Annotated in this window: 11 protein-coding genes and 2 tRNA genes; 7 read left to right on the top strand and 6 right to left on the bottom strand. The window is 33.5% G+C overall.

Annotation, left to right across the window (positions count from 1 at the left end):
• Window positions 1-14: 14 nt before the first annotated feature.
• Together EDB96_RS06570 and EDB96_RS06565 are read left to right on the top strand one after the other, a co-directional pair.
• Entirely contained in the window at window positions 15-1724 is a 1710-nt protein-coding gene (locus EDB96_RS06570) for a PAS domain-containing protein (protein ID WP_057116832.1), read from the top strand.
• A gap of 4 nt (window positions 1725-1728) precedes the next feature.
• The gene (locus EDB96_RS06565; protein ID WP_057116833.1) at window positions 1729-2136 is read left to right on the top strand and encodes a response regulator; all 408 of its coding nucleotides are present in this window, start codon (window positions 1729-1731) and stop codon (window positions 2134-2136) included.
• Between the two features lie 169 nt (window positions 2137-2305).
• Here the strand turns inward: EDB96_RS06565 and rpsT are convergent, their stop codons facing one another.
• From rpsT to proS, 4 genes are all read right to left on the bottom strand, one after another.
• Window positions 2306-2557 carry a 30S ribosomal protein S20 gene (gene rpsT, locus EDB96_RS06560; RefSeq protein ID WP_012026903.1) on the bottom strand — a complete coding sequence of 84 codons (252 nt, stop codon included), beginning with the start codon at window positions 2555-2557 and terminating at the stop codon, window positions 2306-2308.
• Window positions 2558-2710: 153 nt separating this feature from the next.
• Window positions 2711-2782 (bottom strand) — tRNA-Glu (locus tag EDB96_RS06555).
• A gap of 46 nt (window positions 2783-2828) precedes the next feature.
• Window positions 2829-2900: transfer RNA gene (locus tag EDB96_RS06550), tRNA-Glu, on the bottom strand.
• A 78-nt stretch (window positions 2901-2978) separates the two neighbouring features.
• Window positions 2979-4457 (bottom strand): proline--tRNA ligase, encoded by a 1479-nt coding sequence (gene proS, locus EDB96_RS06545; protein ID WP_134139820.1) that lies wholly within the window; start codon window positions 4455-4457, stop codon window positions 2979-2981.
• Between the two features lie 101 nt (window positions 4458-4558).
• Between proS and EDB96_RS06540 the strand changes: the two genes are divergently transcribed.
• The 5 genes from EDB96_RS06540 (at window position 4559) to EDB96_RS06520 (ending at window position 10147) form a co-directional block, all read left to right on the top strand.
• Window positions 4559-5551, top strand: coding sequence for a hypothetical protein (locus tag EDB96_RS06540; RefSeq protein ID WP_134139819.1), 993 nt, complete (start codon window positions 4559-4561; stop codon window positions 5549-5551).
• Between the two features lie 41 nt (window positions 5552-5592).
• Complete coding sequence (locus EDB96_RS06535; RefSeq protein WP_134139817.1) at window positions 5593-7095, top strand: OmpP1/FadL family transporter; 1503 nt, start codon at window positions 5593-5595, stop codon at window positions 7093-7095.
• A gap of 205 nt (window positions 7096-7300) precedes the next feature.
• Window positions 7301-8614: a 30S ribosomal protein S12 methylthiotransferase RimO gene (rimO, locus tag EDB96_RS06530; protein WP_057116837.1), complete on the top strand. Its 1314-nt coding sequence runs from the start codon at window positions 7301-7303 to the stop codon at window positions 8612-8614.
• Window positions 8615-8657: 43 nt separating this feature from the next.
• Window positions 8658-9218: a hypothetical protein gene (locus tag EDB96_RS06525; RefSeq protein ID WP_057116838.1), complete on the top strand. Its 561-nt coding sequence runs from the start codon at window positions 8658-8660 to the stop codon at window positions 9216-9218.
• Window positions 9219-9244: 26 nt separating this feature from the next.
• Window positions 9245-10147 carry an N-acetylmuramoyl-L-alanine amidase gene (locus tag EDB96_RS06520; protein WP_134139816.1) on the top strand — a complete coding sequence of 301 codons (903 nt, stop codon included), beginning with the start codon at window positions 9245-9247 and terminating at the stop codon, window positions 10145-10147.
• Between the two features lie 340 nt (window positions 10148-10487).
• Here the strand turns inward: EDB96_RS06520 and EDB96_RS06515 are convergent, their stop codons facing one another.
• Both EDB96_RS06515 and EDB96_RS06510 read right to left on the bottom strand, forming a co-directional pair.
• Window positions 10488-11579 carry an outer membrane beta-barrel protein gene (locus EDB96_RS06515; protein WP_134139814.1) on the bottom strand — a complete coding sequence of 364 codons (1092 nt, stop codon included), beginning with the start codon at window positions 11577-11579 and terminating at the stop codon, window positions 10488-10490.
• 603 nt (window positions 11580-12182) lie between these two features.
• Window positions 12183-13148: a glycoside hydrolase family 5 protein gene (locus EDB96_RS06510; RefSeq protein WP_134139813.1), complete on the bottom strand. Its 966-nt coding sequence runs from the start codon at window positions 13146-13148 to the stop codon at window positions 12183-12185.
• Window positions 13149-13158: the final 10 nt, after the last annotated feature.

The following is a 13158-nucleotide window of genomic DNA, read 5'->3' as shown; positions in this document are numbered from 1 at the left end:
CTATATTTGAGGTAATGAAAAGTAAAACTCTCCAAATTACTCTTATTTATTCAATCATCTCGATAATTATGGCAGTTTTGTGTCATATATTACTCATAAGTTACTTTTCTTCATCAGAATATCAATATTTATCACTTATAAAAGACATTATCTTTATTCTAATTACAGGATTGGTTTTCAGGTTTATACTGGCAAAAAATGAAAAAAGGAGTATTACCATTTTTGAAAAGCTAAACAAAACCAATGAAGAAATAAAGGAATCTAATGAGAAATATGACATCGTAGCAAAAGCAACAAGCGATACTATCTGGGATTGGAAAATTCAAGAGGATAGTATTAATTGGAACAAAGGAATTGAAAGTGTTTTTGGTTACAACCCTGAAGAAGTTGGAAAAACTTCTAAATGGTGGTTTGACAAAATTCACCCAGAAGACAGTATCCGAATGTCAATAAAATTATATTCTTTTATTGAGCAAAAAACAGAAAAATGGCAGGATCAATACCGTTTTAGATGCGCTGACGGGACTTATAAATATGTTTTGGACAGAGGTTTTTTATTGAAAGATGAAAGCGGAAGAGCCATTAGAATGATTGGTGCTATTCAAGACATTACTAAACAAAAAGAAGAAGAACAACGTTTAAAGCTTTTAGAAACTGTAATTACTCAATCTAGAGATTCTATTTTGATCACAGAAGCCAATTCGCCTGACGGAAAAATTCCTAAAATTGTTTATGTTAACCCAGCATTTTCTCAAATGTCCGGATATCAATCCAATGAAATAATTGGAAAGTCACCTAACATCTTTAAGGGGCCGAATTCTGATTCTGAAGAATTAAAGAAACTTTTACGTGCTATAAAAAATGAAGAAGAATGTCTAATTGAAACCATCAGCTATACGAAAAATAAAGAAGAATTTTGGGTGCGCTTTTCCATGATTCCAATTTTCAGCAACGAAGGAGCTATTTCACACTGGATTTCAATACAAAGAGATATTACTGACGAGAAAAAACTGGAAACAGAAAAAGAGCATCTTATTCGAGAATTAACCCAAAACAATAAAGATTTAAAACAATTCTCTTACATTACATCTCATAACCTTAGAGCTCCATTATCTAATTTAATCGGACTTTTAAATTTAATTGAAGACATCCCTGTAGAAAATGAAGAACTTCAGGAAATCCTTACTGGTTTTACAAAATCAACACATTTATTAAACGAAACAATTAATGACTTAGTAAAAGTCATTATCATCAAAGACAATCCTTCGATGCAAAAAGAAGAAGCATCTTTAGAAGAAGTTTTTGAAAATGTATTCAGTCAGCTGTCATTCCAAATAGAATTGCACAAACCTATAATCAAACTTAAGTTCGACAAAGTACCAGAGCTCATTACCAATAAAGCATATATTGAAAGCATTTTATTAAACTTACTAACCAATTCCATAAAATATAAATCGGAAAATAGAAAACTAAAGATATCTATAACTGCAGAAAAAATTGATAACAAAACGATACTAACTTTCAAGGACAACGGAATTGGAATTGATTTAGAAAGAAACCGAGACAAAGTATTTGGTCTTTATCAAAGATTTCACAATTATCCAGATAGCAAAGGATTAGGTCTTTATCTCGTGAAATCGCAGGTAGAAACAATGGGAGGAACTATTTCTATAGACAGCGAAGTTAACAAAGGAACCACATTTACAATAACATTTAAAAATTAATATTATGCTTGAGCAGATCTTATGCGTTGACGATGATCCAATCACATTGATGCTATGCAAAAAGGTAATTTCGAAATCTTCATTTTCACATGAAGTTATTACAGCTCAAAACGGTGAAGAAGCCCTCCATCATTTCAACACCTTAAAATACACAAACGATAAAAATAAAAGAAAACCAGAATTGATTTTCTTAGATTTAAACATGCCAATAATGGGCGGATGGGAGTTTTTAGATCATTTTACTTCTTCAGATTATGACGAATTCAACTCTGCTCCTGTAATTGTATTGTCCTCTACAATTGACCCAGAAGATTTAGCTAAAGCAAAACAATATCCTATTATAATCGATTTTCTTTCTAAACCCATTACACAGCCAATGCTGGAATATCTTAAAAAGAAAATAGATCTTTAAACTTAAAAAATTTCAAATCAAAAAATCCAAATTCCAATCTTTTAAAATTAGAATCTGGATTTTTTGATTTTGATCTAATAAACAAAGCGTTTACTTAAACTTTCATTTTTAGCAGAAACAAAAAAGTCCTCGAATGAGGACTTTTATATATCTTTCAAATTGTATTTAATTACAATTTAGCAACATGTTTAGTTAATTTAGACTTCAAGTTAGAAGCTTTATTATCATGAATGATGTTCTTTTTAGCTAATTTATCAATCATAGAGATTACAGTTGATAATTTTGCAGCAGCATCAGACTTATCAGTAGCTAATCTTAATGCTTTAATTGCATTACGAGTAGTTTTATGTTGATATCTGTTAAGAACTCTTCTTTTTTCGTTACTTCTGATTCTTTTTAATGCTGACTTATGATTTGCCATTTTCTTTAATTTTAGATGTAATAATTTATTATAAATACTAGTTAAAAAAGAAAAACCTCCCACAATTGTAAAACAATCACTTTGGTTTTAACTAATAAAATAAAAACCGAGACACCAATTTTTATTTTACAAAACTTATTTACAACTAATTTGTAGTCCGTAGGGGAATCGAACCCCTGTTACCAGGATGAAAACCTGGCGTCCTAACCCCTAGACGAACGGACCATAATTCTCCTAAGTTTGGAAACTTTTCAATATGTAATATAACTTGTAGTCCGTGGGGGAATCGAACCCCCCTTACCAGGATGAAAACCTGGCGTCCTAACCGATAGACGAACGGACCGTGCTTCTGTATTGCGGATGCAAAGATACATCTATTTTTTAGTTGCACAATAGTTAACACAAAAAAAAATATATTTTTTTAATATGCCTTAGCAAAAAGCACTCTTTTAGAAGAAGGATTCCCAGTAAACACACAGGTTCCCGCCTCTTCAACAGCATCTAAAGGGATACATCTAATTGTTGCTTTTGTCAATTCTTTTATCTTCTCTTCTGTTGCAGCAGTTCCGTCCCAGTGAGCAGACAAAAAGCCTCCTTTACCTTCAAGAACTTCTTTAAACTCCTCAAAATTATTTACTTCTGTAATATGGGTATTGCGGTAGTTTAATGCTCTGTCAAATAAATCTTTTTGAATTTGTTCTAACAAGTCATTAATATATTCAACAATTTTTTCACCTTCAACAACTTCTTTAGTCAAATTATCACGTCTTGCGACCTCAAAAGTTCCGTTTTCTAGATCTTTTGGACCAACAGCAATTCTAACAGGAACACCTTTCAATTCCCATTCAGCAAATTTGAATCCTGGTTTTTGAGTTGTTCTGTCATCGTATTTAACCGAAATCTTAAGCTTTTTCAATTTCGCAGTCAATTCATTAACCGCTGCCGAAATCTGTGCTAATTGTTCGTCTGTTTTATGAATCGGCACAATAACAACTTGTATTGGCGCTAAATTTGGAGGCAGTACTAATCCTTGATCGTCAGAATGCGTCATAATCAAAGCTCCCATCAAACGAGTAGAAACTCCCCATGACGTTCCCCACACATGTTCCTGTTTTCCTTCTGCATTAGCAAACTTAACATCAAAAGCTTTGGCAAAGTTCTGACCTAAAAAGTGAGAAGTACCAGCCTGCAATGCTTTTCCATCCTGCATTAAAGCTTCAATACAATAAGTTTCATCTGCACCTGCAAAACGTTCTGTTTCAGTTTTAAAACCTTTTACTACCGGAATTGCCATAAAACTTTCTGCAAAATCAGCATAAACATTCATCATTTTTTCAGATTCCTCAATAGCTTCTGCTTTAGTAGCATGAGCAGTATGCCCTTCCTGCCATAAAAACTCAGCTGTTCTCAAAAACAAACGCGTACGCATTTCCCATCGAACGACATTAGCCCATTGGTTTATCAACAAAGGCAAATCTCTATATGATTGTACCCATCCCTTATAGGTAGACCAAATAATTGCCTCACTAGTAGGACGAACAATAAGCTCCTCTTCTAACTTTGCATTAGGATCAACCATTAATTTTCCAGGTTTTTCTGGATCGTTTTTTAATCTATAATGTGTTACAACAGCACATTCTTTTGCAAATCCTTCAGCATTCTTCTCCTCAGCCTCAAACATGCTTTTCGGTACGAACAAAGGAAAATACGCGTTTTGATGTCCAGTTTCTTTGAACATGCGATCTAATTCAGCCTGCATTTTTTCCCAAATAGCATATCCGTATGGTTTAATTACCATACAGCCTCTAACTCCTGAATTTTCAGCTAGATCTGCTTTTACAACCAGCTCGTTATACCATTTCGAATAATCTTCTGATCTTGTAGTGAGGTTCTTACTCATATTATATAGTTTGGCACAAATTTTGTTTTAATAATTTTAACTAAATAGTTTGACAAAACTAACTATTTTTGTAATGTGCAACAATAAAAAACACCACAGATATGAAAACTAACATTTCTCTTCGCCAAAACTCTAATCATTTTTACTTAATTGGATTATTGAGTTTATTACTTGCGTCGTGTGGTTCTTACCAAAATTCATCTTATCATGACAATGATGGTGTATACGGTAATTCTTCATCAAACAGATATGTGCAGCAGTCTAATGGCACAAACAATCAATACAAAGATTATTTCAGATCACTGCAAGATGATAACCAACCGACAGAAATTTTTACTGACGTTGACAATTATACCAATTATTCAGAAAATGACAGTACTCAAACAGCTTCTGTAGCTTATCCTGCATGGGGAAGCAGTAGCTCTGACGTTTCTGTAAACTTATACTCAAACCCATCATGGTCATTTGGCTTTGGAATGGGCTATCCTTATTACGGATGGGGCTATGGCGGATACTGGGGCTGGGGATACCCAGGTTACTGGGGAGGCTGGGGTTATCCAGGATACTGGGGACCAGGCTGGGGCTATCCAGGATATTGGGGAGGCGGTTACTACGGCTACAACAACTATAACTATACTTACGGAAGAAGAGGTTCTGCCGCATATTATGGAAACAGAAATTATGCATACAACCGAAGCTATACTTCTAACAGAGGTTTTACAACAAATAGAAACTACACTACTAACAGAGGAAGTTACACAACCAATAGAAACTACACAACAAACAGATCTAATGGTTATACTGACTTTAGAAGATCTAATATGAATGCAGGAACTAGTCCGTCATTTACAAATAGAAGAGCTAATACCAATAGTGTAGATTACAGTAACTCTAGAAGATCTTACAACAATAGTAACACTACGACAAACAGAAGCTATAATTACAACAATAGCAACAACAGCAGTTCATCAAGAAGCTACACTCCTAGCAGTCCATCACGTTCAATGAACAGCGGTGGCGGTGGAAGCATGAGATCTTCTGGCGGCGGCGGTGGCGGCGGTATGAGATCTGGCGGTGGCGGAGGAAGAAGATAATTTTTTCTCACTAAACTAAATTCAAACTAAAACTTATCCAAATGAAAAAAATACTTTTCCTACTTATAACAGGACTAACTGCCAGCGCGTCATATTCTCAAGAAGTTTCAGATGCTTTGCGTTATTCTCAAGACAATCTAACAGGAACTGCAAGATTTAGAGCGATGAGCGGTGCTTTCGGTGCTGTTGGAGGAGATTTATCATCTTTAAGCGTCAACCCAGCTGGTTCTGCAGTTTTTAATACCAATCAAGTCGGAATATCCTTTAGCAATCAAAACATTAAAAATAATTCTGAGTACTTTGGAACTCAAACTTCAGATAAAGAAAACTCTTTTATTTTGAATCAAGCGGGAGGTGTTTTTGTTTTTAAAGATCGTAATCCTAACAACGGTTGGAATAAAATTGCTATTGGAGCGACATACGAGAATACAAATAATTTTAATAATGATATTTTCTCTGCTGGAACAAACCCAACTAATTCTGTAGATGGTTATTTCTTGGAGTTTGCAAATGGAATTCCTTTACAAGATATTGATGGATTAGATTATAGAGACTTAAACTATAGGGAGCAACAAGCTTATATGGGATATTGGGGACATGTTATTGATCCTGTTACCAATACACCAGGAAATACTCAATACATTAGTAATGTTCCTGCCGGAGGAAATTATTATCAAGAAAACGAAATCCATACTAGAGGTTACAACAGTAAAGTAGGTTTTAATATTGCAACTTCATACCGAGATAGACTTTATTTAGGAGCCAACTTAAATGTTCACGTAACTGACTATAGAAGATCCACAAGTTTTTACGAAGACAACAGCAATCCATTACAACCTTATGAAACTATTTCAAATTTACGTTTCAATAATGAATTGTATACTTACGGAAATGGTTTTTCTTTCCAGCTTGGAGCTATAGGAAAAGTAACTGATGCTTTTAGACTAGGGGTTGCTTACGAATCGAATACTTGGTACGAGCTATATGATGAAACTTCACAAAGCATTTACACGACAAGACAAGCAGATGGCGGACAACCTTTAAATGCGAATGTGAATCCTAATATTGTAAATGTATACGAATCATACACTTTACAAACTCCAGACAAATGGACTTTTAGCGCTGCGTATGTTTTTGGAAAATCAGGTTTATTAAGTGTTGATTATGCTGTAAAAAATTACGGAAATGCAAAATTCAAACCTACAAATGATGCTGGTTTCAGAGGAATCAACAGCGATATCAATAATAATCTAACTAGTACAGGAGAGCTTCGTATTGGTGGTGAATATAAAATTAATCAATTAAGTTTACGAGCTGGATATCGTTTCGAAGGAAGTCCGTACAAAAATGGAACTACTGTGGGAGATTTAACCAGCTATTCTGGTGGTTTGGGTTACAATTTTGGAGGCACTAAATTAGATTTAGCTTACTCTTATTTAGAAAGAAAATCGAATCAAGGATTTTTTGCTACAGGTTTTACAGATGGGGCTAACCTGTCTTCAAAACTAAACAATGTAACACTTACTTTATTATTTGAATTGTAATTAAGAATAAATAGATGAATGAAAATTTCCGTTTGGTATTTACTGAACGGATTTTTTTTTACTCCTAATTTAAGATCATTTTTATTTTTAATCTCAAAATAATATCCTAAAAGCAAAATCCGCTTCATAAAAAACACCTAAAACATGTTGAAACTAGTGTGTTTGAATAAAAAAAGTGTAATTTTGCACTCCAATTTATAAAAGTATGAGAACCAAGTCTTTAAAAAAGAACAAAATTAACGTAATCACTCTTGGGTGTTCAAAAAATGTTTATGACAGTGAAGTCCTTATGGGTCAGCTGCGTGCCAATGGAAAAGAAGTTGAACATGAAGCTCCAGCAGAAAAAGAAGGAAACATTATTGTAATCAACACTTGTGGTTTTATTGATAATGCAAAAGCAGAATCGGTAAACATGATTTTGGAATATGCCGATAAAAAAGACAGAGGACTTGTAGATAAAGTTTTCGTTACAGGATGTTTATCTGAACGTTACAGACCAGATTTAGAAAAAGAAATTCCAAATGTGGATCAATATTTTGGAACTACAGAATTACCTCAATTATTAAAAGCTCTAGGAGCAGATTATAAACATGAATTACTTGGAGAGCGTTTGACTACGACTCCAAAAAATTATGCTTACCTAAAAATTGCAGAGGGCTGCGACAGACCGTGTAGTTTTTGTGCAATTCCTTTAATGAGAGGTTCGCACGTTTCTCAGCCAATTGAAAAATTAGTTAAAGAAGCTCAAGGTTTGGCTAAAAACGGCGTTAAAGAGTTAATCTTGATTGCTCAAGATTTAACTTATTACGGACTTGATCTTTATAAAAAAAGAAATCTTGCGGAACTTTTAGAAGAATTAGCAAAAGTTGAAGGCATAGAATGGATTCGTCTTCATTATGCTTATCCAACTGGTTTCCCAATGGATGTTTTGGAATTAATGAAACGCGAACCAAAAATCTGTAATTATATTGATATTCCGTTACAGCATATTTCGGATTCGATTTTAAAATCGATGCGTCGTGGTACTACTCAAGCTAAAACAACTCAGTTGTTAAAAGATTTCCGTGCTGCAGTTCCAGGAATGGCAATTAGAACTACTTTAATTGTTGGTTATCCAGGTGAAACTCAAGAGGATTTTGAAATTTTGAAAGATTTTGTTCAAGAAATGAAATTTGACAGAATGGGATGTTTTGCTTATTCTCACGAAGAAAATACTCATGCTTATTTATTGGAAGACAATGTTCCAGATGATGTAAAACAAGCTAGAGCAAATGAGATTATGGAATTACAGTCTCAAATTTCTTGGGATTTAAACCAAGAAAAAGTAGGAAAGACTTTCAAATGTATTATCGACAGAAAAGAAGGAGCACATTTTGTTGGACGTACAGAGTTTGACAGCCCTGATGTTGACAATGAAGTATTAATTGATGCTTCTAAACATTACGTAAAAACAGGTGAATTTGTTAATATAAAAATAATTGAAGCTACAGAATTTGATTTATACGGAGAACCTGCTTAAATTTACGCTGAACAATAGTTAACATTAGATAAAAGATACTTTTATGAAACCAATTCAAACTTTATTTATTTTAGTTTTAAGCCTATTCTTTTTCGATAGTGCCTCTGCACAATATGGAAACGGATACAACAATGGTTACGGTAATGGCTATGGCAACGGTTACGGAAGAGGCGGCGGAATGGACAGAAGTATGATGGCAGGACAGCAGCAAGGTTCACAAAGTAAACCTAAAGAAATTCCTGTTGAAGAAACGGCTGGTAAAATTGTCGAACAAATGAAACCTGATGTAAATCTTGATGACTTACAAGCGATTGCTATTACAAATGTTTTGACAGACAGTTTAAGAGAACAAGGTATTTTATTGAAAAATGAAAGCAGCAGTCAAGAGCAAAAAATTGAGCAGATAAAAGCTTTAAGAGAAAGTACTGATAAAAAAATTGGCTCTTTTTTAAATCCAGATCAAATAGAGAAGTACAAGACTTTCATGGAGAAACTAAAAGAAGGCAAAACAGGAAAATCTAAAAAGAAAAAAGACAAAGACTCAAAAAAATCTAAAGAAAATACAGAAGTAAAAGAAAACACAGATACGAAAATCGAAGAATAATCGTTTAAAACCATAAACAACGAATTATGACAAAAAAACATTTTTGTTATCTTATTTTAGCTGTTATAATCAGCTCTTGCTCTACAAATCCGTATAAGAATACGGAAAAAGCATATGACCAGCAGTTAAAAACTTTAGAAAACCAGATTACCAACAAAGAAGCAAAACCAATTCCTGCAACTCCTGTTGTAATTGATACTTCTTATGCACAACAATTAGGAATTATAAAAGATACTTTATCTAAAACTGGTTCTACCTATTTAGTAAATGGAATTAATACAGAGTGGATTGGTACCGTAAACTTTAATTTAAGAAAACCAAGTTTCGTTATTATTCACCATACTGCTCAAGATTCGCTTCAGCAGACTATTAATACTTTTACAAAAACAAAAACTCAGGTTAGTGCACATTATGTGATTTCTGAAAATGGAAAAGTAGTACAAATGCTTAACGATTACCTTAGAGCTTGGCATGCCGGAAATTCTACTTGGGGAAAAACAACAGATTTAAACTCCTGCTCTATCGGAATTGAATTAGACAATAATGGTTTCAAACCTTTTACAGAGGCACAAATCAACAGTCTTGTTGCTTTGCTGACTAAGCTGAAAAAAGACTATAACATTCCGACTCAAAACTTTTTAGGTCACGCCGATATTGCTCCAGGGAGAAAACAAGACCCAAGTGCTTTATTTCCTTGGAAAACACTTGCCGAAAAAGGTTTCGGAATCTGGCCGGATGAAATTCTAGAACCTGCACCATTCGATTTTAAAATCGAACCTGCGCTACGAATAATTGGATATAATACTAAAAATTTAACTGCAGCAATTCAGGCATTTAAATTACATTATATTCAAACCGACGCAACCTCAACCTTAGACAGAAAGACAATTGATACTATTTATTCGATTTACAAAAAACAAGTTCAATAAATAAGATTCAATTTTAAAATAAGCAACGCATTTCTAAGTTTTAGAAATGCGTTTTTTTTATTTAAATAGCGAAAGAATATACAAGAAATTGATTTATAAAAAGAAGACACACTGCAGCGCGTCTCTACAAAATATTGTTAGAATAGACCCACTAAGAGCTTTAAGTGACACAACTAACAACTAACAACTAACAACTAACAACTAACAATTCACAGTTCACAATTCACAATTCACAATTTACAATTCACAATTCACAAACCTCTTCCAATAAAAAAGCTGCCAAAACATTAGTATGTTTCGACAGCTCCAAAAAAAAAAAAAAAAATATCAATCTTTATCTCTAGAAAGAGTATGTTGTAGCAATTAAACCATAGAAGCTTCCTCCTGTTGGCAATGCATCTTTATCTAAGAATATATCTTCAGACGCCGCATCGTATCTAAGCTCAGGAATAATTGTAAGCTTTCCAACTTTGTAATTTAAAGAAACTGTGTTTGCAAATACACTAGATCCTGTTAATGTTCCCATACTTGGCGCTGCATCTTTAGCATCAAAATATTCCATTCTGTAAGCTAAAAGCAATGATGGGCTGAATGAATAATTAGCATATCCAACTATTGAAAACCACTCACCATCTAAAGCACTATCAAAATCGTTTGTAGTTTTAGCGTAAGTTGCATTTAACCCAAGACCAAAACTATCACTAATTGTTTTAGAAGCAGTCAAGTCAAACTGAGTTTTATTTTCGTCTGATACTGGAATTACACTTCCTGGTATTGGATTAGTACTTCCTGTTGTAAAATTCAAATAAGCACTTCCTGTATCTCCTATATATCCTACCTGCCCTATGAACGTTTTTTGATAAGAACCCGCATCCATCGCTGATTTAAAATCTGTTGGATTTGTTACTCCTAACATAGCTGTAAATTTACCAGCAGTATATTGCGCTTTAACCCCTGTATTAAAAAATGGCCCATAAGAAAAAGCATAAGACATACTGTAGTTTTTGTTATCTACGGCATCCAAAACTTCATATCCAATATGAGTTCCAAAACTACCTGCTACTACTTTAAATTCATCAGTCAAATTGTATGTAAAGAATAATTGTTTAATTAAAAATTTTGCACTTACATCTTTATCTGGTGTTTCATTATATGAAAACTCTGCTGCTCTTTTTCCGAAACCTAAGTCTACAAAAACAGAAGCTTTTCCAAAAGTATGACCTGCCTCGATCGACGCCATTCCTAGTTCGAATGAATTTTGCGAGTTGGTGAAGCTCGTTAATCCATTCATCTGTTTTGAAAAATCATATTTATAGTACGCATCTGCAGAGCCTCCCCAGGTGGTTGCTGGTGGAGCGGCTGCTTCATCTTCTTGGGCAAAAGCAAAAGAACTTGTTAACATCGCGGCTAAAATGTGAAATACTTTTTTCATGTTTTAAATTGGTTTTTAGTTATTAATTGATTCTGGTTAGTTAATCTTTTATATATCTATTTAATAGTATAAGTCATTTCTAAAACCTATTTCCGCCCTCTAAAACATCATCATTTTCATTAGCGAATTTATTAACTTTTGTATGAGTAGAATAATTCAAAAGTACTTTTTTGACGTTTTAGACGAAGAATTACGGATTACAAAAATTAAATTAACAATAATCGTTATTTGACATTTATCGATATTTTTTTTTGAAAATTCAACAACAGAATTTCAAGTAAAACAATTAAAAAAACAGGGTTTGATTAAAAAACAAAGCTAAAAACTGACATAAAACGATTATAAAATAACCTTAAAACAAAAACAACCCCAAAATAAAAGGGGGTGTTAATCAAAAACAATACAAAAAAGAACAAAAGTCATATTCTCGTATCAATTAAAAAACAGTTAAAAACCAGCGAAACTAATTCTTACAAAAATAAAATCAGGAAAACCACCTTTATCATCACTTTTACAAGCTCAAATGCTTAAATAAAAAGTTCATAAAAACAAAAAAGCCTGCTCAAGTTTGAACAGGCTCTTTTTTAAACAGACAATTATTTTCTAGTCTACCTTATTATACTTTCTTAAATATTCTCGAACTTTAAGTCCAGATTCTTTTAAATCTTCGTCTTGCCATTTCCCTTCAGATTTAGCTGATTTCTTTAGGATTGAACAAGTTTCATCTTTATCAGATACCGACCAAGTAATCCAGCTTATCTTTCTAGATTCCATCCAATCTATATATTCCTGCCAAGCTTGATAGTTTAAAGGTCCATCTCCTGATGCTTCCATTCCTGCTGATTCTGAAACAAAAACGGGGAGTCCGCTTTTGATTGCCGCGTCTGTTCTGTCTCTTAATTCTTTTCCGTGTGTGGCAGCATAAAAATGCATGGTATACATTATATTAGTATAACCTGTAATTGGGTCTTGGGCAGGAAGATCAATATCTTGATCCCAATGCGGACAGCCAACGAGTATAATATTATTAGGATCGTTCTCTCTGATGACTTTAATTACCTCTTCCGCATAATTTTTTACTTCCCACCAAGTTTCATGATCTGGCTCATTAAATACTTCATATATAATATTAGGATACTTAGCATATTTTTTTGACATCTCTTCAAAAAATACTTTCGCCTCTTTTAAGTTGATATTGTGACTGTGCCAATCTATTATTACATAGATATCCGATTTTATGGCGCCATTTACAACTGCTTCTATTTTTTCTTTAGAAAACTGCGGATTATTAATATAGGAAAGATCTCCGAGTTCTACACCCATTGCAGCGCGAACCACATTACAATTAAAATCTTTTTTTAACCAGCTTACTGCTTTTTCATTATAAAATCGAGGCCATAAACTATGCCAGCCAAAACTTAGTCCGCGAAGAACAACAGGATTATTGTTCTTATCTACAAGCTGCGTTCCCTGAACACTTAATTGACCGTGCTTTTTTACGAATTGTGCATTCGAAATACTGCTAAACATTGCAAGAAAAAAAGTGACATACCAAAGCTTCAACTTCATAATATTAGGT

Source organism: Flavobacterium sp. S87F.05.LMB.W.Kidney.N, assembly GCF_004366435.1.
GTDB lineage: Bacteria > Bacteroidota > Bacteroidia > Flavobacteriales > Flavobacteriaceae > Flavobacterium.
The sequence above is the reverse complement of the archived record's forward strand: the minus strand, read 5'-3'. Positions and strand labels throughout refer to the sequence as shown.